19 protein-coding genes are annotated in these 18,908 nt (G+C 69.0%); 6 read left to right on the forward strand and 13 right to left on the reverse strand.

Annotated elements, in window-relative coordinates; genetic code table 11:
- The first annotated feature begins 17 nt into the window (after positions 1-17).
- On the forward strand, positions 18-1,271 hold the full coding sequence (locus ACLJOO_RS15935) for an aspartate aminotransferase family protein (RefSeq protein WP_410787927.1): 1,254 nt from the start codon (positions 18-20) through the stop codon (positions 1,269-1,271).
- A gap of 127 nt (positions 1,272-1,398) precedes the next feature.
- Here the strand turns inward: ACLJOO_RS15935 and ACLJOO_RS15940 are convergent, their stop codons facing one another.
- A complete protein-coding gene (locus ACLJOO_RS15940) occupies positions 1,399-2,832 on the reverse strand; it encodes an MFS transporter (protein ID WP_410787928.1) in 1,434 nt (477 codons plus the stop codon).
- A 242-nt stretch (positions 2,833-3,074) separates the two neighbouring features.
- Complete coding sequence (locus ACLJOO_RS15945; protein ID WP_410787929.1) at positions 3,075-3,785, reverse strand: TetR/AcrR family transcriptional regulator; 711 nt, start codon at positions 3,783-3,785, stop codon at positions 3,075-3,077.
- A gap of 103 nt (positions 3,786-3,888) precedes the next feature.
- On the opposite strand from ACLJOO_RS15945, the gene ACLJOO_RS15950 reads away from it, so the two are divergent.
- Positions 3,889-5,340 carry a DHA2 family efflux MFS transporter permease subunit gene (locus ACLJOO_RS15950; RefSeq protein WP_410787930.1) on the forward strand — a complete coding sequence of 484 codons (1,452 nt, stop codon included), beginning with the start codon at positions 3,889-3,891 and terminating at the stop codon, positions 5,338-5,340.
- 67 nt (positions 5,341-5,407) lie between these two features.
- Here ACLJOO_RS15950 and ACLJOO_RS15955 read toward each other — a convergent pair whose 3' ends face one another.
- The 3 genes from ACLJOO_RS15955 to ACLJOO_RS15965 all read right to left on the reverse strand — a co-directional run bounded on the left by ACLJOO_RS15955 (position 5,408) and on the right by ACLJOO_RS15965 (position 7,588).
- Complete coding sequence (locus ACLJOO_RS15955) at positions 5,408-5,764, reverse strand: HesB/IscA family protein (protein WP_130446795.1); 357 nt, start codon at positions 5,762-5,764, stop codon at positions 5,408-5,410.
- Positions 5,765-5,912: 148 nt separating this feature from the next.
- A complete protein-coding gene (locus ACLJOO_RS15960) occupies positions 5,913-7,007 on the reverse strand; it encodes a glycerate kinase (protein ID WP_410787932.1) in 1,095 nt (364 codons plus the stop codon).
- 14 nt (positions 7,008-7,021) lie between these two features.
- Positions 7,022-7,588, reverse strand: coding sequence for a CGNR zinc finger domain-containing protein (locus tag ACLJOO_RS15965; protein ID WP_410787934.1), 567 nt, complete (start codon positions 7,586-7,588; stop codon positions 7,022-7,024).
- Positions 7,589-7,667: 79 nt separating this feature from the next.
- Between ACLJOO_RS15965 and ACLJOO_RS15970 the strand changes: the two genes are divergently transcribed.
- The 4 genes from ACLJOO_RS15970 to ACLJOO_RS15985 are packed head-to-tail and all read left to right on the forward strand — an operon-like array spanning position 7,668 to position 10,437.
- The gene (locus tag ACLJOO_RS15970; RefSeq protein ID WP_410787936.1) at positions 7,668-8,915 is read left to right on the forward strand and encodes an MFS transporter; all 1,248 of its coding nucleotides are present in this window, start codon (positions 7,668-7,670) and stop codon (positions 8,913-8,915) included.
- Positions 8,881-9,282, forward strand: coding sequence for a VOC family protein (locus tag ACLJOO_RS15975; protein WP_410787938.1), 402 nt, complete (start codon positions 8,881-8,883; stop codon positions 9,280-9,282). Before ACLJOO_RS15970 ends, ACLJOO_RS15975 begins: the two co-directional genes overlap by 35 nt.
- A complete protein-coding gene (gene nfi, locus ACLJOO_RS15980) occupies positions 9,282-9,950 on the forward strand; it encodes a deoxyribonuclease V (RefSeq protein ID WP_410787940.1) in 669 nt (222 codons plus the stop codon). Before ACLJOO_RS15975 ends, nfi begins: the two co-directional genes overlap by 1 nt.
- A complete protein-coding gene (locus ACLJOO_RS15985) occupies positions 9,943-10,437 on the forward strand; it encodes an NUDIX domain-containing protein (RefSeq protein ID WP_410787941.1) in 495 nt (164 codons plus the stop codon). The genes nfi and ACLJOO_RS15985 overlap by 8 nt, the downstream gene beginning before the upstream one ends.
- A gap of 118 nt (positions 10,438-10,555) precedes the next feature.
- Here ACLJOO_RS15985 and ACLJOO_RS15990 read toward each other — a convergent pair whose 3' ends face one another.
- From ACLJOO_RS15990 to ACLJOO_RS16025, 8 genes are all read right to left on the reverse strand, one after another.
- Positions 10,556-11,347: an SRPBCC family protein gene (locus ACLJOO_RS15990; protein ID WP_410787942.1), complete on the reverse strand. Its 792-nt coding sequence runs from the start codon at positions 11,345-11,347 to the stop codon at positions 10,556-10,558.
- A complete protein-coding gene (locus ACLJOO_RS15995) occupies positions 11,344-12,198 on the reverse strand; it encodes an FAD binding domain-containing protein (protein ID WP_410787943.1) in 855 nt (284 codons plus the stop codon). Before ACLJOO_RS15995 ends, ACLJOO_RS15990 begins: the two co-directional genes overlap by 4 nt.
- Positions 12,195-14,594, reverse strand: a complete 2,400-nt coding sequence (locus ACLJOO_RS16000; RefSeq protein ID WP_410787944.1) for a xanthine dehydrogenase family protein molybdopterin-binding subunit — start codon at positions 14,592-14,594, stop codon at positions 12,195-12,197. Before ACLJOO_RS16000 ends, ACLJOO_RS15995 begins: the two co-directional genes overlap by 4 nt.
- The gene (locus ACLJOO_RS16005; RefSeq protein ID WP_410787945.1) at positions 14,591-15,082 is read right to left on the reverse strand and encodes a (2Fe-2S)-binding protein; all 492 of its coding nucleotides are present in this window, start codon (positions 15,080-15,082) and stop codon (positions 14,591-14,593) included. The genes ACLJOO_RS16000 and ACLJOO_RS16005 overlap by 4 nt, the downstream gene beginning before the upstream one ends.
- A gap of 86 nt (positions 15,083-15,168) precedes the next feature.
- On the reverse strand, positions 15,169-16,284 hold the full coding sequence (locus tag ACLJOO_RS16010; RefSeq protein ID WP_410787946.1) for an XdhC family protein: 1,116 nt from the start codon (positions 16,282-16,284) through the stop codon (positions 15,169-15,171).
- Positions 16,277-17,365 carry a vWA domain-containing protein gene (locus tag ACLJOO_RS16015; RefSeq protein ID WP_410787947.1) on the reverse strand — a complete coding sequence of 363 codons (1,089 nt, stop codon included), beginning with the start codon at positions 17,363-17,365 and terminating at the stop codon, positions 16,277-16,279. Before ACLJOO_RS16015 ends, ACLJOO_RS16010 begins: the two co-directional genes overlap by 8 nt.
- A gap of 7 nt (positions 17,366-17,372) precedes the next feature.
- Entirely contained in the window at positions 17,373-18,248 is an 876-nt protein-coding gene (locus tag ACLJOO_RS16020; protein WP_410787948.1) for an AAA family ATPase, read from the reverse strand.
- Between the two features lie 38 nt (positions 18,249-18,286).
- Entirely contained in the window at positions 18,287-18,862 is a 576-nt protein-coding gene (locus ACLJOO_RS16025; RefSeq protein ID WP_410787949.1) for an NTP transferase domain-containing protein, read from the reverse strand.
- Positions 18,863-18,908: the final 46 nt, after the last annotated feature.

An 18,908-nucleotide genomic window follows, 5' to 3' on the forward strand; every position in this document is an offset into this window, starting at 1 on the left:
GACTGGAGGGGAAGTCCGTGGCCGAGCTCTCGCAGATCCTCAAGCAGGCGACCGGCGTGGTCGCCGCCCGCGGTGAGGGCGTCCAACTGTTCGACGAGGACGACCGCAGGTACCTGGATTTCACCGCCGGCATCGGCGTCACGTCGACCGGGCACTGCCATCCGCGGGTGGTCGCGGCCGCCCAGGAGCAGGTCGGCCGGATCATCCACGCGCAGTACACGACGGTCATGCACCGGCCGCTGCTCACGCTGGTCGACCGGCTCGGCGAGGTTCTCCCCCGGCACCTCGACCGGATGTTCTTCGCGAACTCCGGCAGCGAGGCGATCGAAGCGGCCCTGCGGCTCACCCGCCAGGCAACCGGCCGACCGAACGTGATCGTGTTCCACGGCGGCTTCCACGGCAGGACCGTGGCGGCGGCCACGATGACCACGTCCGGGACCAAGTTCCGCTCCGGCTTCAGCCCGTTGATGGCCGGCGTGCACGTGTCGCCGTTCCCGGACCCGGGCCACTTCGGCTGGCCCGTCGAGCAGGCGACCGACTTCGCGCTGAGCCAGTTGGACTACGTCCTGCAGACGTTGAGCACGCCGGCGGACACCGCGGCGTTCTTCGTGGAGCCGGTGCTCGGCGAAGGTGGCTACGTACCGGCGAACGAGCGGTTCTTCGCGGGCCTTCGCGAGCGTGCCGACGCGCACGGGATCCTGCTCGTGGTGGACGAAGTACAGACCGGGTTCGGGCGGACCGGGACGTTCTGGGGCGGCGACCATTTCGGTTCGCATCCGGACGTTCTGGTCACCGCGAAGGGGCTCGCGTCCGGCTTCCCGTTGTCCGCGATCGCTGCGTCGTCGGAGCTGATGGAGAAGGCGTGGCCCGGCTCGCAGGGCGGCACGTACGGCGCGAACGCGGTGGCATGTGCGGCGGCGTTGGCGACGCTGGACGTGATCCAGGACGAGGGTCTCGTGCAGAACTCCGCGGACCGTGGCGCTCAGCTCAAGCAGGCGCTGCAACTGGTCGCGGACAAGCACGACCAGATCACCGACGTGCGCGGGCTCGGGCTGATGATCGGCAACGAGTTCCGCGACACGGACGGGAAGCCGGACCCGGTGACGGCGGCCGCGGTGCAGCAGGAGGCGGCGCGGCAAGGCTTGCTGCTACTCACGTGCGGCGCTTGGGGTCAGGTCGTGCGCTTCATTCCCGCACTGGTCGTGTCCCCCGACGAGATCGACGAGGCCGCGGGTCTCTGGTCCGACGCAGTCACCGCAGTCGTCGGCTGAGCCGGGGTTCGCCCGGTCGGCTGGCCGGGTTGGCGGGGTCGGATCCGCGCTCTCCGGAACCTTTTTCGCGCTGGTTGGCGAATTGTTTCCGGAGAGCGCGGATTCGCGCGGTCAGGCCTTGGCGCGGTCAGGCCTTGGCGTGGGCCGGTTCGAGGGCGACCGGCGGCGGGGCGTCCTCGGTGCCCGGGATCTCGGTGCCGTTGAGCGGGCACCGGGACGTCTCGGGGACCTTGGCGAGCGCGAGCGCACCCACGAGGCAGGCCGCCATCATGTAGTACGCCGGCACCAGCGAGTCACCCAGCTTCGCCGTCAGCCAGTCGTTGACTGCGGGCGCCGTACCGCCGAACAGCGACGTCGACACGTTGTACGCGATCGCGAATCCGGCGTACCGGACGTGCGTCGGGAACATCGCCGGGAACGTCGCGGAGATCGTCGCCAGCTGCGGCACGTACAGCAGTCCGAGGACCGCGAAGCCGATGATCGCGCCGGCCAGGTTCGTGCCCATCAGCAGGAACATCGGCACGCCGAACACGAACAACCCGGCCAGCGACGCCCACCACAGCGGCTTGCGCCCGAGCCGGTCCGACGCGCGCCCGGCAAACGGCACGAACACCATCATTGTCAACATTCCGATGATCGGCACGATCAGCGATTGATCGGCGCTCAGCCCGATCTCTTTCTCCAGGTACGTCGGCATGTAGGTGAGCAGCGTGTAGTTCACGACGTTCAACGCGATCACCATGCCGCCGAGCCGCAGGATCGGGGCCCAGTAACGGGCCAGCAGATCCTTGAACTGGGTCGTGGTCTCCTGCTCCTTCTGGCCCTTCGCCTCGAGCTCGCGGAACACCGGCGTGTCCTCCAGCCGGGACCGGAGGTAGACGCCGACCAGACCGAGCGGCGCAGCGACCAGGAACGGAAGCCTCCAGCCCCACGCATGCATCGCGTCGTCGCCGAGCACCAGCGAGAAGCCCAGCATCAGCAACGCGCCGAGCGAGAAGCCGGCCAGCGTGCCGAACTCCAGGAAGCTGCCGAGGAACCCGCGTTTGCGGCTCGGCGCGTACTCGGCCATGAAGGTCGCGGCGCCGCCGTACTCGCCGCCGGTCGAGAAGCCCTGGATCATCCGCAGCAGGACCAACAGGATCGGCGCCCAGAGCCCGATCGTGTCGTACGACGGGACCAGACCGGCGAGCAGTGTCGCGCCGGACATCATCAGGATCGTGATCGCCAGCACGTGCTTGCGGCCGAGCCGGTCGCCGAGCGGGCCCCAGACCAGGCCGCCGAGTGGGCGGACCAGGAACGAGACGGCGAACGTCATCAGCGCCAGCAGGGTCTGGCTCTCGGTGTCGCCCGGGAAGATCGCGGCCGAGATGTACGTCACGCCGTACGCATAGATGCCGTAGTCGAACCACTCGGTCGCGTTCCCGATCGCCGAGGCGGCGATCGCTTTCCTGAGTACGCCGGGCGGCTGCTCCTGTTCGGTCGTGGTCACGGGCGGCCGGTCCTGGGCGCGCTGACCCTGCGGGGGCCGGGCGCTCTCGGGCGGCTGGGTCTCGGAGTCCACGGTTTCCTCCTGTCGTCATACGGCCTCACCCGAGTGCCCACCCGCAGACAATCCACACGCCTCACGAGTCAGGTCGTAGTTTTGTTGACAATCCGAAGGTTAGCCATGTGCAATCGTGAACCACAAGCGATCACTACCGGCCGATCACACCAAATCACTCAGCGCCGCTCGATACCGCTCAACGGCAGCTCACTGCCGCTCAATGCCGCTCAATGCCGCTCGGCGAGCCCTCTCAGCGCCTCTCAGTGGCTCTCGGCGAGCGACGCGAGACCGGCGGTGATCACCGAGATGCCGAACTCGAACCGGTCGTCACCGGCGGCACCGGCCGTCAGCGGGCCCGCGAGCGCCATCGTGAGCGGGAACCGATCAGCCGGCAACGACGCGAAGTAGGACCGCAAACCGTCGATGAACCGCTCGAGATCCTCGGGACTCCACTGGTCCGCACGCTGCACGTTCTCCTCGAACGCCACCGCGGTCACGTACAGCGGGATCAGGTCGACCGCCCACGCGACAGCCTGATCCGGTAGACCACCGGCCTTGAGAATGCCGAGCAGACACTCGGAAGTACGCAGCGCCGCCTCCCCCAGTGGCACGGCTCCGATCGCGGCGCGGGCCACACCGGGCATCGTCCGCATCGCGCGCAGCATCTCGCGCATCGCTTCCTTCAACTGCTCCTGCCACCGCTCCGGGTCCGGCGGCGAGGGCAGGTTCATCGCCTGCGCGGCCCGGTCAACCAGAAGCTGATCGAGCTCCTTCTTGTTCGCGACATGCGCGTACAGCGAGGCGGGGCCGGTGTGCAGCTCCTGCGCGATCTTGCGCATCGAGACCGCCTCGTACCCCTGGTCGACCATCACCCGCAGGGCAGTGTCGACAATCCGCTCCCGGTTCAGCGGCTCCTTGGCCGGACGCACGGGCTTGGCGGGACTGATCGGCTGCCACGGCGATTGGGTCATGCGAACCACTGTAGCGAACGCCGTACTTGACGGGAACACCGTTCGAGGATAGAACAGTGTTCGTCAACGAACACCGTTCGCCACCAATGCCTAGGAGCCACCGATGAGCGCCACCGCCGTACAGACCTCACCCGACACCACGACCACCCCGCGCGGTACGCCGTACCGCTGGCGCTGGCTCGTGGTCGCCACCATCCTGGTCGCCGAGATCATGGATCTTGTCGACGCAACGATTGTCAACATTGCTGCTCCGTCGATCCGGGCCGACCTCGGCGGCTCCGAATCGGCCATGCAGTGGATGCTGGCCGGCTACACCCTGGCCTTCGCGATCGGACTGGTCACCTTCGGCCGCCTCGGCGACCTGGTCGGCCGCCGGAGGCTGTTCGTGATCGGCGCCCTCGGGTTCACGATCGCGTCCGCGATCTGCGGGCTGGCCACCAGCCCCGAACTGCTGATCGGCAGCCGGGTCGCGCAGGGCCTGCTCGGCGCGGTGATGATCCCGCAGGGCTTCGCGATCCTGAAGTCGATCTTCCCGTCCGACGAACTCGGCAAGGCGTTCGCGATGTTCGGCCCGGTCATGGGGCTGTCGGCGGTCGCCGGCCCGATCCTGGCCGGCGTACTGATCGACGCGAACTGGTTCGACGCCGGCTGGCGGACGATCTTCTTCATCAACGTCCCGATCGGGATCGCCGCCCTGGCCGGCGCGCTGCGCTTCATGCCCGAGGTCAAGACCCCCAACGCGTCCCGGCTGGACGCCCTCGGCGTGCTACTGGTCAGCGTCGCCTCCGGTCTGCTGGTCTACCCGCTGGTGCAGGGCCGCGAGCTCGGCTGGCCGTTGTGGACAATCCTGATGTTGACCTCGTCGGTCGCGGTCTTCGCCCTGTTCGGCTGGCGCGAGCGCCGGTCCGGCAACCCGGTCATCGACCCGTCGCTGTTCCGCAACCGCGGGTACGTCGCCGGCCTCGGCGTGATCACCACGTTCTTCCTCGCGATGAACGGCTTCATGCTGGTCTTCAACCTGTTCACCCAGCTCGGCCTGCACTACAGCCCACTGAAGGCCGGCCTCGCGATGGTGCCGTTCTCGCTCGGCATTGCCATCGGCGCCCCGGTGTCGGCCGCCGTACTCGCCCCGAAGCTCGGCCGCAAGGCGCTGCAACTCGGCATCGCGGTGATGACTGTCGCGATGGTCGGCGTGTGGTTCACCCTGCACACGTACGGCGACGCGACCACCGTCTGGAACCTGGTCCCGGCGACGCTGGCCACCGGGATCGGCGCCGGCATGGTGTTCGCGCCGCTGTTCGACATCATCCTGGCCTCGATCGACGACCAGGCCGCGGGATCGGCGTCCGGCGTACTGACCGCCATGCAGCAGTACGGCGGTGCGATCGGCGTCGCCGTGATCGGCACCGTGTTCTTCCAGCTGCTGCCGACCCACGCTTTCCTCGGCGCGACCAAAGCCTCGGTCCTGGTCGCGATCGGACTGTTCGTCGTCAGCCTCGCGGTGTCGTACCTACTCCCGAAGCGCGCGCGGGAGGAAAGCGTCAGTCACGGCTGACGAACAGCTCCTCGGACATGCCGAAGCCCCTGGTCACCCCGACGGTGACCAGGGGCTTCGGAGTGAATCAGTTGAACGAGTCGCCGCAGGCGCAGGAGCCGGTGGCGTTCGGGTTGTCGATCGTGAAGCCCTGCTTCTCGATGGTGTCGACGAAGTCGATCGACGCGCCCTTCAGGTACGGAGCGCTCATCCGGTCGGTGACGACACTCACACCACCGAAGTCGGCCACCACGTCGCCGTCGAGCTGACGCTCGTCGAAGAACAGCTGGTACCGCAGCCCGGAGCACCCACCCGGCTGCACGGCGACCCGCAGCGCGAGGTCGTCGCGACCTTCCTGGTCGAGCAGCGCCTTCACCTTGGCGGCGGCCCCGTCGGTGAGGAGAACACCAGTGGCGACGGCCTGCTCGGTCTGCGCTTCAGTCATTCCTGACTCCAGTCATCTGCTCAAGTGCCGGCGCACAGCTCCGTCGGCACGGAAGTCTCTTGTCAACACAGGCCAACACCACCCGGCCCGCGCTCATTCCCATGGTCGCACACCAATTTCGCAGATCAACTACCCCGTCACGGGGTGGTCACCGCGCCCAGGTACGGGCGACACGCTCTGCGACGGTGGCGAGCGAGCCGTGCGGGTCCGCGAACGCCTGCTCCTCGCCGACCGCGTCGACCAGCGCGTACGCCGACTCGACCCCCATCGAACGCATCTCGCGGGACCCGATCAGGACCTTCCCGGCCAGTACGACGCAGGGTCGCATCGCGTCGTTCGCGATCTTCGCAACCCCCGCGATCACCTTCCCGTCGCGCGACTGGAAGTCGAACGCGCCTTCACCGCTGATGACCAGGTCGACCTGCGACGCCTTCTGCTTGAGCCCGGTCAGCTCCGCGACCAGGTCGATGCCGGAGACCCGCTCGGCGCCGAGCAGCAACAGCGCGTACCCGAGCCCGCCCGCGGCACCCGCCCCCTTCTTGTCCGCGGTCTTCCGGTCTGCCAGCTCCGCGAAATGCGTCAGCCAACCGTCGACCTCAGGCTTGCGCTCGTCCGAGATCCCCTTCTGCGACCCGAACACATTCGTCGCACCCCGCAACCCGAGCATCGGATTCTCCACATCACTGGCGGCGACGAACTCAACCCCAGCCACCCGGTCGCGCGCAGGTTCCAGATCCACTGCACTCAAACCTGCGAGCCCAGCAGCCCCTGCATCCAGTTGACCGAACTCTCCCGTCGCACCGAGCGCTGCCAGCAGGCCGGCGCCGGCATCCGTCGTACCGGACCCGCCGAGGCCCAGGATGATCCGCTTCGCGCCGGCGTCGACCGCGGCTGCGACGAGTTGACCGACGCCGTACGTCGTCGCGTCCTCGGGCCGACGCTGCTTCGGTTCGACCAGGTGCAGTCCGCACGCTTGCGCGGTCTCGACGTACGCCGTCTCCCCCGCCAGCAGCACCGTCGCGGGCGTCTCCTCACCGAGCGGCCCGCGCACAGTGACCGACAGCAGCTTCCCGTCCACCACAGCAGACAGTACGTCGATGAACCCGGGCCCACCGTCGGCCATCGGCGCGACCAGAACCTCAGCACCCGGGTCCCGCCGCCGCCACCCTTCCTCGATGGCCGCGGCCGCCTCCACAGCCGTCAACGTACCCGCGAACTTGTCCGGCGCAATCAGCACTCGCATGCCGACATCCTCTCCTACGCAGGCGAATGCTTGGTACGCCACGTGGTCTTCTTCGACTGGTTCCCGCAGGTATCCATCGAGCACCAGCGGCGGCTGCCGGGGCGCGACGTGTCGAGGAACCAGGCACCGCACTGCGGCCCGGCGCATTCACGGACCCGCGACAGCTCGGACGACGTCGCCAGTACGAGCGCCTCGCGAGCGATCTGCGCGAGTACGGCCCCGACCGGATCGGGTGCCGTGTAGGCCAGCGCCAAGTCCTGGCCGAGCACCGGGATCGGTGGCGCCTCGCCCGCAGCCTTGTTCAGCAACGCACGGTCGGCCTCGGGACTGTCCGACCCGCTGCGAGCAGCGGCCAGTACGGCATGCACGGATTCGCGGACGTCGCGCGCTTGCCGCAGTACGGCGTCCGACGGGACCGGCACGACAGCGTCGTCGGGATACGGCCCGAGTTGCGCGACCCAGGCGGCGAGCGCCTCGGGGCTGTCGAGCTCCTCCGCGGCTCCGTCCTGGCCGCGCAGGCGCAGGGTGCGCAGGAAGTCCAGACACAGGCGTCCGGATCCACTGCGGAAAGTGAGAGGCACCACGCCAGCGTAGCAATGGAACCGGTTTAACTGGTACCGTCCGGGAACCAGTTAAACAGGTTCCAGATCGGGGTATGCGGTGACTCCTGGCGTTCCGCCGGCCTTCAGCCGGCCACTGATCCTGCTGCTGTCCGTGGCCTGCGGCGTCGCCGTGGCCAACATCTACTTCCCGCAGGCGATCAGCCCGCTGATCGCAGCCGGCCTGCACGTGCCGCCCACCTCCGCGGCCGTGGTCGTCACCTGCGCTCAACTCGGGTACGCCGCGGGAATCTTCCTGCTGGTCCCGCTCGGCGACCGGCTCCGGCATCGCGGCCTGGTCGCCGTGTTGCTGTCGGCAACTTCTGCGGGCCTGGTCCTCGCCGGGATCGCGACCTCGTTGCCGGTCCTGGCCGTGGCCAGCACGCTGGTCGGCCTGACCACTGTCGTACCGCAGATCCTCATCCCGATGGCGGCAGGACTCGTCGAACCCGAACGCCGAGGCGCGGTGACGGGCACGCTCCTGTCCGGCCTGATCGGCGGGATCCTGCTGGCCCGCACCTTCTCCGGAACGCTGGGCGAATGGCTTGGCTGGCGCGCCCCGTACCTCGTCGCGGCAGGTGTCAGCGCCGTACTGACCGTTCTCCTCACCGCCGTTCTGCCGCGGACGACCCCGAGCACCGACCAGCGCTATCCGAAACTCCTAGCCACCTCGCTGCACCTGCTGCGGACCGAGCCACTTCTCCGTCGGTCCGCGACGTACCAGGTACTGATCTTCGCTGCCTTCAGCGCCGCCTGGACGGCGCTCGCGTTGCTGGTCACCGGCCCGCGCTACAACCTCGGCGCCAGCGCGGTCGGCGTACTCGCGCTGGTCGGGGCAGCCAGCATGGTCGCGACCCCCGTCGCCGGGCGGCTCACCGACCGGCGCGGCCCGGACGTCGTCAACCTGCTCTGCGTGGTGGGCGCCGTCGCCGCCGCAGCCGTGCTCCTGACCGGTGACCTCGGCGGCATCGCCGGACTGGTCGGCCTCGGCGCCGGGATGCTTGTCCTCGACGTGGCCATGCAATCCGGGCAGGTCGCCAACCAGGCCCGCATCTTCGCGCTCCGCCCGGAGATCCGCGCTCGCCTCAACACTGCCTACATGACCTGCGCCTTCCTGGGCGGCAGCGCCGGCTCATGGCTCGGAGTCCGCCTCTATGCCCGCTTCAACTGGTACGGCGTGTGCGGGCTGATCGCACTGCTGTCCGTCCTCGCCCTGCTCCACCACCTCCGCGCCTCGTTGACCCCGCTGCGGCCGAGCAGTTGGATCGACAACCATGAAGACGATCCTCTTCGCACTTCGCGTCACTAACCTCGACCGTTCGCTCGCCTTCTACTCAACGGTTGGGTATTTGAACCTCGGCACGGTCCCGTTCGACGACGGCTCCAGCTTGGTCTGGCTCCGGTTGCCCGCCGAGGAGTCGGTGTCGCTCGAACTCGTCCACCGCCCCGCGGACGGCCCGGTCGAGGTCGGCGGGTTCGCGCACTTCGCGATCGAGGTCGAGTCACTCGCCGACACCCTCACCCAACTCACCGCGGCAGACCTGAACCCCGGCGCCTCCGAACTCCCGGGCGGCCCCGACGGCCCGAAAACCTCCTGGCTCATCGACCCCGACGGCTACCGCATCGAACTCGTCGAATGGCCGCCCGGCGGAGCGCCCGTACCCGAGGACTCTTGATGGACCGGCCGAGGATCACGCAGTGGCCGACGACTGCCGCCGAGGCGATCGCGGTGCAGGAGGAGTTGCGGGGTCAGGTCGATCTCACGGACGTCGGCGAGAGACCGCAGTACGTCGCCGGTCTAGATGTCGCGTACGACGGGGACCGGTTGGCAGCTGCTGTTGTCGTGCTGGATCGGGACACGCTCGCGGAGGTTGATCGCGCGGTGGTGCGCGGTGAGACGACGTTCCCGTACGTGCCGGGATTGTTCGCGTTCCGCGAGGTGCCGGCGTTGCTTGCGGCGCTGGAGCAGCTCGGGACGACGCCGGAGTTGCTCGTGTGCGACGGGCAGGGGCTCGCACATCCGCGGCGGTTCGGGCTGGCGTGCCATCTCGGCGTACTGACGGGGATCCCCGCGATCGGTGCCGCGAAGACAACGTTCGTCGGGTCGCATGGGGAGCTTGAGCAGGAGCGCGGGGCGACGGCTGAGCTCGTCGACGGCGGCGAGGTGGTGGGGGCGGCGGTGCGGACGCAGGACGGCGTCAAGCCGGTGTACGTGTCTGTTGGGCATCGGGTGAGTTTGGGGACAGCGGTCGATCATGTGCTGCGGCTTGCGCCGCGGTATCGATTGCCGGAAACGACGCGACTCGCGGATCGGGCTTGCCGGGAAGGATTGTTGGATGGTTGACAATGCACCGCGGGTGCCGGGGTATACGCGGCACGAGTACGGGGATCGGATCGGCGCGAGTGCGCAACTGCGCGCGGGAGCGGCCGCGGCGGTGATGGACGGAGATCGGTTGCTGCTGACGAAGCGGACCGACAACGGCGAGTGGTGCATGCCGGGTGGGGCGATCGATCCGGGCGAGCGGCCGGCCGAGGCTGCTGAGCGGGAGACTCTCGAGGAGACCGGGCTGGTGGTGCGCGTGACCGGACTGGTCGGCGTGTACTCGAACCCTGATGTGGTCGTGGTCTATCCGGACGGCAACCGCGTGCAGGTTCTCGGCGTGGTGTTTCGCGCGGAGGTTGTCAGTGGCGAGGCCGGGTGCTCCGGGGAGGTGAGTGAGTCCGGGTGGTTCACCGCCGAGGAGGCCGCGCGGCTGACGGTGATCGCGGGACATCGGCCGATTCTGCCGGCGGTGTTCGCGCAGCAGCTGTACTTCGACCCGCCCCGCTGACCGTCGCCGGCACGCCGGGCGGGTTAGTCGGGCCGGTGGGTCAGGCGGGTGGGCGGCTCGGGCGGGTGGGTTGGGGAGGATTTCTTCCCGATTCGGGGATAAAACCTCCCCGGGCTCCTCACCGGCGCTTGAGTAGGCGGCGGAGGATGAGGGCCAGGCCGGCGCCGATCAGGTACGGCGCCGCGCGACGGGCAAGCATCGGAAGCAGAGCGCCCCCGAGATCCAGCACCGCCTCGTCGGCTTCAACTGGGTTCGCCGACGCAGACCTCGAGCCGGCAGAGCTAGCGGAGGTCGAGTCGGCGGATCTAGCAGCGCTAGCGGACGTGGTGTCGGAGGGGCTAGCACTGCTAGCGGACGTGGTGTCCGTGGAGCTAGCACTGCTAGCCGACGTGGAGTCCGTGGAGCTAGCACTGCTAGCCGACGTGGAGTCCGTGGAGCTGGCAGAGGGGGTTGGGTGGGGGGTTGGGGTGTCAAGTTTGGTTTTCAGGCAGGTGGTGAACTGGTCGAGGAGTTTGTTGGAGACGTCTTGGATCAGGCCGCGGCCGAACTGGGCGGGGCGGCCGGTGATGGTCAGGTCGGTGTCGACGGTGACCTCGGTGGACCCGTCCGTGGTGCCGTTCAGGTGGGCGGTGACGCGGGCGCTCGCCGTACCGTTGCCTCTGCGGTCCTTGCCCTTGGCCTCGATCACCGCATGATGACCCGCCTCGTCGCGCTCGACGAAGGTGCCGTTGCCGGAGTACTGCAGCGACACGGGACCGAGCTTAACCTTGCACGTGCCGGTGAAGTCGTCACCTTCGTACGACGTCAAGGTGGCGCCGGGGAAACACGGCACCACCCGTTCGAGATCGTTGAACGCGGCCCAGGTCTGCTCGACCGGCGCCGGTACGACGAACTTGTGCTCGAGCTTCACGCGGTACCCGCCGCAGCCAGGACCGCCCGCCGGGTGAGCACCGTCGCGAGATGCCGGCGATAGTCGGCGTCACCGTTGATGTCGCTCACCGGAGACGTCCCGTCCGCCGCTCGCGCCGCGGCTTCCCGTACGGCGTCCGCGGTCGCGGGCTGCCCGACCAGAGCCGCCTCAACTGCCGTCGCCCGTACCGGTGTCGGACCCATGTTGCCGAGGCCGACCCGCGCCTCCGCGATCGAGTCGCCGTCCAGCCGCACCGCCGCCGCGACCGACACGATCGACCAGCCCTGCGCGACCCGGTTGAACTTCTCGTAGTGCGCGCCCCAGCCGGTGTACTTCGGCACCCGTACCTCGACGAGCAACTCGTCCTCGCCGAGCGCCGTACTGAACACGCCCTCGAAGAACTCCGAGGCAGGCACGGTACGTCGGCCGCCCGGCCCCGCGATCACGAACGACGCGTCCAGCGCCACTGCGACCGTGGGCAGATCCGCCGCGGGATCCGCATGCGCCAGTGACCCGCCGAACGTGCCGCGATGCCGGATCTGCGGATCGCCGACCGTTGCCGTGGCCAACGCGATCAGCCGCGCATGCTCGGCCACCAGCGGATCCGACTCCACCGTACTGTGCGGGGTCATGGCGCCGATCACCAGGGCGTCGCCGTCGTCCCGCACACCACGGAGATCGTCGATCTTCTGAATGTCGACAATCGCCTCAGGCGCCGCCAGCCGCAACCGCAGCGCCGGCATCAGACTCTGCCCGCCCGCCAGCACCTTCGCGTCGGGGTGGTCACGCAGCAACCCCAGCGCCTCGTCGACCGTCGCCGGTGCGAAGTACTCGAACGCCGCCGGGATCATGACCGGCTCCCTTCCTGGCTGGCACTTTTCTGGATGGCGGTCCACACGCGGTACGGCGTACACGGCATCGGCACGTCCGTGACGCCGAGCGGTCGTAGAGCGTCGACAATCGCATTGACGACAGCCGGCGTCGACGCGATGGTCCCCGCCTCGCCGACACCCTTCACGCCCAGCTGGTTCGTCGTCGCGGGCGTCTCGGTCCGCGCCGTCTCGAAGCTCGGCAGATCAGGTGCCGCCGGCAACGTGTACTGGTCGAACGACCCGGTGACCAGCGTCCCGGAGTCGTCGTACACCGCCTCCTCGTACAGCGCCTGCGCGATGCCCTGCGCGAGCCCGCCGTGCACCTGCCCCTCGACGATCATCGGGTTCACCACGACCCCGACGTCGTCGACGCAGACGTACGACCGGATCTTCGTCGCACCGGTCTCCGTATCGACCTCGACCGCGCACAGATGCGTGCCGTGCGGGAACGAGAAGTCGTCCGGGTCAAGGGTCGCGTCGGCGTCCAGGCACCCTTCGGCCGAGCCGTCGAGCTTGTGCCCCTGGAACACCGCGAACGCGAGCTCGGCCATCGTCATCCCGGCCTCGGTCCCGCGCACGCCGTACCGCCCGCCGCTGAAGTCGAGGTCGTCCGCGTTCGCCTCCAGCAGCTGCGCCGCGATCGGCTTCGCCTTCTCGATCACCTTGTCCGCGGCGGCCAGCACTGCCATACCGCCGACGGCCAGCGACCGCGATCCGTACGTGTCCAGCCCGCGTACGGCGACCTGCGTGTCACCGTGCAGTACTTCGACATCCTCGAACGCCACGCCCAGCCGGTCCGCGACCAGCTGGCTCCACACAGTCTCGTGTCCCTGACCGTGCGGGCTCGTCCCGGTCACCACCTCGACCTTCCCGGTCGGCAGCATCCGTACCGCTGCGTGCTCCCAGCCGCCACCGACATACCCCATCGAACCGAGCCACCGCGACGGGGCCAGGCCGCACATCTCGGTGAACGTCGAGACGCCGATCCCGAGCTGCACCGGGTCGCCGGACTCGCGCCGCTTGCGTTGCTCGGCCCGCAGGTCGTCGTACCCGAACAGCTCGCGCGCCTTCGCGGTCGCGGCCTCGTAGTTGCCCGAGTCGTACCGCAGCCCGGACACCGTCGAGAACGGGAACTCCTCGTGCTTGATCCAGTTCCGCTCGCGGATCTCGAGTGCGTCGACGCCGACGCGGGCGGCGAGCTCGTCCATGAGCCGCTCGATCGCGTACGTCGCCTCGGGGCGGCCGGCGCCGCGGTACGCGTCGGTCCACGTCTTGTTCGTGAACACGTTGGTGATGCCGAGGTGGTACGCCGGGAACTTGTAGATCCCGTTGTACATGAACGCCCCGAGCAGCGGGATCGCCGACGTGACGAGGCCGAGGTACGCGCCCATGTCGGCGATCAGCTCGACCTTCAGCCCGGTGACCGTGCCGTCGGCGTTCGCGGCCAGCGTGACCTGCTGCCACTGGTCCCGGCCGTGGTGCGCCGCCATCAACGACTCGGACCTGGTTTCGGTGTATTTACAGGGCTTTCCGGTACGCCGGGCCGCGATGACCGTGAGTACTTCCTCCGGCGTGAACTGCAGCTTGCCGCCGAAACCGCCGCCGACGTCCGGCGCGATCACCCGGATCTTGCTCTCCGGGATCCCGAGCACGAGGGCGATGAAGATCTTCACGAAATGCGGTACCTGGGTCGCCGACCAGACGGTCATTTGTTCAGTTGTCGGATCGACGACAATCGACCGCGGCTCCATGAACGCCGGGATCAGCCGCTGCTGGCGGAACTCCTCCTCGATCACGATGCCGCCGTCGCGGGCGGCCGCGATCGCCGCCTCGACGTCGCCGCCGGTGCCGGACTCGGCCGAGTCGTACGACCACACCGCGGACACGTTCGTCCCGAGATCCGGATGCGCGATCACCTCGTCGCGGGCTGCGGCCTTGAGTTCGAGGGCGGGTTCGAGTTCCTCGTAGTCGACGTCGACGAGGTCGGCGGCGTCGTTCGCCTCGGCCGCCGTACGGGCGACGACCATCGCGACGATCTCACCGGCGAACGCGACGTGGTCGACCGCCATCGACGGGTGCACCGGCGCCTTCTGGTCGGGGATGACGGCCCACGCGTTCGGCAGCGCGCCCTGCTCGTCGGCGATGTCGGCGCCGGTGATCACGGCAACGACCCCGGACACAGCGCGCGCAGCCTCGGTGTCGATCGACGTGATCCGGGCGTGCGCGAACGGGCTGCGCACCATCGCGATGTGCTGCAGTCCCGGCAGCACGATGTTGTCGGTCCAGCGGGTCCGGCCGGTGATCAGCCGGGCGTCCTCCTTGCGCCGGCGCGAGCTGCCGATCTCGGTCGCCGGGCGTTCCTCGGTGGCGGTCATTGCGCACCTCCGGCCGCGCTGTGCTGAGGTGCTGCCGCCGCTGCGGCGTGCACGGCCTTGACGATGTTCTGGTAGCCGGTGCAGCGGCAGAGGTTGCCCTCGAGCCCGAGCCGGATGTCGTCGTCACTCGGATTCGGATTGTCTGCAATCAGATCGATGGATTGCATGATCATGCCTGGAGTGCAGTATCCGCACTGCAGGGCGTGGTTCTCGTGGAAGGCCTGCTGCATCGGGTGCAGCTCGCCGTTCGTCGCGAGCCCTTCGATGGTGGTGATCTCGTGACCGTCGGCCTGGACCGCGAGCAACGAGCACGACTTCACGCTCCGCCCGTCCAGGTGAACGGTGCAGGCGCCGCAGTTGCCGGTGTCGCAGCCGACCACGGTGCCCGTCTTCCCCAGTTGCTCGCGCAGATACAGCACGAGCAGCGTGCGCGGCTCCACCTCGTCCGTGAAGCTGCTTCCGTCGACCTTGACCGTGATCCGGGTCATCGCCCCGCCTCCAGATGTCAGCAATCGCCGTACTTTTGATCCTGCTCCTGTTGTGATGTGGACCACAAGGGCCCCGGGAGACACGCCTAGTGGTGGATCGGCCCTGCCGCCGCCGAGAGTCGTTGCCCGGCGCCGCCCCAGCGCTGCGCGATGATCTCGGCGGCGATGCTCACCGCGGTTTCCTCCGGCGTCCGCGCGCCGAGGTCGAGGCCGATCGGACTCGCGAGTCGCGCCACTTCTTCCTCGGTCAGTCCGGCTTCCCGCAACCGCTTCAGCCGGTCGTCGTGCGTACGCCGTGATCCCATCGCGCCGATGTACGCGACCTGCGGCAGTCGCAACGCGACCTCCAGCAGCGGTACGTCGAACTTCGGGTCATGCGTCAGTACGCAGATCACCGTCCGGTCGTCGATCCGCCCGGCCGCCGCTTCGCCGGACAGGTACCGGTGCGGCCAGTCCACGATCACGTCGTCGGCGGACGGGAACCGCGACGCGGTGGCGAACACTGCCCGCGCGTCGCAGACGGTCACGCGGTACCCGAGGAACGACCCGAGCCGCGCGACCGCCGCCGCGAAGTCGATCGCCCCGAACACCAGCAACCGCGGCACCGGCGCGTACGACGACACGAAAACCCGCATCCCCTCCCCCCGCCGCTGCCCGTCCGGCCCGTACTCCAACGTCTCCGATCGTCCATTTGCCAACAATCCGCGCGCATCATCCAGCACCGCGTCGTCAGCCCGCTCCGACCCAAGCCCTCCGTCCGACGCCTCCGGGCGGATGATCAGGCGTCGGCCGATCCGCGTCGGGTCCGGGTGTGCGACCACCGTCGCGACCGCGACCGGGCGGCCCTCGGCGATGTCCGCTGCTACCTCGGCCAGTTCCGGGAACGTCGTATTGTCGACCTTCTCGACGAAGACGTCGATGATGCCGCCGCAGGTGAGCCCGACCGCGAACGCGGACTCGTCGCTCACGCCGTACCGCTGCAGCACCGGCTCGCCCGACGCGAGGATCTCCTCGCCGAGTTGGTACACCGCGCCCTCGACGCAGCCGCCCGACACACTCCCGACCGCCTCCAGCCCAGGCCCGACCAGCATCACCGCCCCAGGCGGACGCGGCGCCGACTCGAACGTCGCGACAACGGTGCCGACGGCAACCGATTCGCCGGCCTGCCACCAGGTCAGCAACTTGTCGAGCACGTCACGCATCGGCCACCACCTCCAGGAGTTCGGCGAAGCTGGCCAGGCTGTGCCCGGCGACGAGGTCGTCCAGGTGCGGCAGTACGGCGACGATCCCGGCCTGCACCGGCTCGTACCCGCGCTTGCCGCGATGCGGATTCAGCCACACCACGCGATGCGCCAACCCCGACAGCCGCTGCAGTTGCGCACCGAGCAGCGACGCGTCACCGCGCTCCCACCCGTCGCTGCACACCACGACGACGGCCCGTCGCGCCGTACCGCGTTGACCCCAGCGATCCAGGAACACCTTCAGCACCTCGCCCAGCCGCGTCCCACCCGACCAGTCCGGTACGACGTCGCCCGCCAACCGCAGCGCGACCTCGGGATCGCGGTGTCGCAGCGCCGGGGTGACGCGCGTGAGCCGCGTGCCGATGGTGAAGACCTCGACCGCGCGTGGCGCCTGCTGAACCATCACGTGTGCGAGCCGCAGCAGACTGTCGGCGTACGGGCGCATCGAGCCGGAGACGTCGATCAGTACGACGACGCGCCGCGGCCGGACGCCCGGGCGGCGGTAGCGGACGCGGCCTGGTTCGCCGACCTGGCGCAGTTGGGCGCGCAGCGTGCGGCGCGGGTCGATCTCGCCGCGATGGGACGGGCGGCGACGGTTCGCGCGGCGGATCGGGGTCTGCGGGCGGAGGGTGCCGAAGAGGCGGGCGAGTTCGGCGCGGTCGGCGGCGGACAGTTCGGCGACGTCGCGGTGCCTGAGGACTTCCGTCGTACTGGCGGAGACGTTGAGCGTGTGGTCGCCTTCGGTCTCGTCGGCGCCTTCGCCGAGGTTGGCCTGGACCGAGGGTTGCGGGGTCCGGCTCGGGACGACGCCGCGCGATCGGTCGCCGGTGAACCAGGCAGCGAACACCTCGTCGTACCTCGCGGTGTCGTCGGGACCGCTGCAGAGCGCGGCGCGGCCGGCCCAGTACACGTCCGCGGTCAGGGTCGCGTCGAGAGAAGCAACGGCTTGCAGAAAGAGCTGCACCCGATCGGCCGTCACCGCAAGCCCCGCATGCCGAAGCGCAGCAGCGAACCCGGCAAGCGCAAGATCCGGAGCTGTCATCGGTGGCTCAGCTCGCCAGCAGGCGGTCGAGGGATTCACGGACGCGGTCGGTGTCCTCGCGATACTTGAGCACCGCGCCGAGGGTCGCGGCGGCCGTCTCGACATCGAGTACGTCGGCGCCGAGCGCATCGAGAGCGCGCGCCCAGTCGAGGGTCTCCGCGACACCGGGCGGCTTGAGCAGATCGAGATCGCGCATCCGCTGCACCGACCGAGTGACCTGCTCGGCAAGCCGCGTCGACACCCCAGGCAGCCTGGTACGAACGATCTCGATCTCACGAGCCAGACCCGGATGATCGATCCAGTGATACAGGCACCGGCGCTTCAGCGCGTCATGCACCTCGCGGGTCCGGTTCGAGGTGAGCACGACGATCGGCGGCACCTCGGCGGTGATCGTCCCGAGCTCCGGAATCGTCACCTCGTACGTCGACAGCACCTCGAGCAGGAACGCCTCGAACTCGTCGTCGGCCCGGTCGATCTCGTCGACGAGCAGTACAGCGGGACTCTCGCGGAGCGCCCGCAGTACCGGACGGGACAACAGGAACCGCTCGTCGAAAAGACTCTTCTCGACCTCTTCGACCGCCGCATCGGAACTCGTCGCTTCAACGGTGCGCAGATGGAGGATCTGGCGCGGAAAGTCCCAGTCGTAGAGCGCCTGCGAAGCATCAATTCCCTCGTAACACTGGAGCCGGATCAGATCCAGGTCGAGCGCCTCGGCGAGAGCGGCCGCGAGCGAGGTCTTACCGGTGCCCGGCTCGCCTTCCAGCAGCAACGGGCGGTGCAGCGCGAGCGCGAGATACCCGACCGTGGCCAAGCCCTCTCCGGCTAGATACCCGGTCGCCCGCAGACACTCGGCCAGTTCCACCGCCGAGCCGACGGCACTCACTTCTTCAGCATTCACCTACTTCCGACCGTTGCCAACCCTCACCCGTGCCCCGGCGGCAGCTCCCCCACCGTGTCGACGTCCGCCCCGTCACCTACGTCCCCGCACTCCACCAACACCACCTCGTGGTCCCGCAAGTACCCCCGAGCCCCCTCGTCCCCCCGAGCCGACGCAATCACCCCGTCCCAGTGGTCCCGGCCGATCACCACCGGATGCCCCGGCGCCCCCAGGTACGTCGCCCGCACCAGCACGTCCTCCCCAGCGCGCTCGACAACCCGCCGCACCACCTCCCCCGTCAACCCCGGAACATCCACCGTCACCACAACAACCGAACCAGCAGTCGGTGGGAGTGCGGTCAGGCCCGTGCGAAGGGAGGCACCCATGCCTTCGTTCCAGTCGGTCGCCTCGACGAGCTCGACGGGTTCGGTCGAGAGCTCGGCGCGTACCTGGTCCGCGGCTGCTCCGACGACTACCACGACCGGTGAGCAGCCTGCCTCGGTCAGTAGGCGAGCGGTGCGCGCGGCCCAGGTGACTCCGGCGGCGTCGCGAATGAGTGCCTTCGGCGTGCCCATCCGACGCCCCGCGCCCGCAGCGAGCACCAGGCCTGCGATCTTCACACCGGCAGCGTACTGATTTCACACTCTGAGCAGTGACGTCTGCCAC

The organism is Kribbella sp. C-35 (assembly GCF_046549195.1).
GTDB lineage: Bacteria > Actinomycetota > Actinomycetes > Propionibacteriales > Kribbellaceae > Kribbella.

Coding starts and splice junctions, on each gene's coding strand:
- ACLJOO_RS15945 (WP_410787929.1), bottom strand. CDS start 3,785: ATGACCCAATCGCCGTGGCAGCCGATCAGTCCCGCCAAGCCCGTGCGT.
- ACLJOO_RS15950 (WP_410787930.1), top strand. CDS start 3,889: ATGAGCGCCACCGCCGTACAGACCTCACCCGACACCACGACCACCCCG.
- ACLJOO_RS15955 (WP_130446795.1), bottom strand. CDS start 5,764: ATGACTGAAGCGCAGACCGAGCAGGCCGTCGCCACTGGTGTTCTCCTC.
- ACLJOO_RS15960 (WP_410787932.1), bottom strand. CDS start 7,007: ATGCGAGTGCTGATTGCGCCGGACAAGTTCGCGGGTACGTTGACGGCT.
- ACLJOO_RS15975 (WP_410787938.1), top strand. CDS start 8,881: ATGAAGACGATCCTCTTCGCACTTCGCGTCACTAACCTCGACCGTTCG.
- nfi (WP_410787940.1), top strand. CDS start 9,282: ATGGACCGGCCGAGGATCACGCAGTGGCCGACGACTGCCGCCGAGGCG.
- ACLJOO_RS15985 (WP_410787941.1), top strand. CDS start 9,943: ATGGTTGACAATGCACCGCGGGTGCCGGGGTATACGCGGCACGAGTAC.
- ACLJOO_RS15995 (WP_410787943.1), bottom strand. CDS start 12,198: ATGATCCCGGCGGCGTTCGAGTACTTCGCACCGGCGACGGTCGACGAG.
- ACLJOO_RS16000 (WP_410787944.1), bottom strand. CDS start 14,594: ATGACCGCCACCGAGGAACGCCCGGCGACCGAGATCGGCAGCTCGCGC.
- ACLJOO_RS16005 (WP_410787945.1), bottom strand. CDS start 15,082: ATGACCCGGATCACGGTCAAGGTCGACGGAAGCAGCTTCACGGACGAG.
- ACLJOO_RS16010 (WP_410787946.1), bottom strand. CDS start 16,284: ATGCGTGACGTGCTCGACAAGTTGCTGACCTGGTGGCAGGCCGGCGAA.
- ACLJOO_RS16015 (WP_410787947.1), bottom strand. CDS start 17,365: ATGACAGCTCCGGATCTTGCGCTTGCCGGGTTCGCTGCTGCGCTTCGG.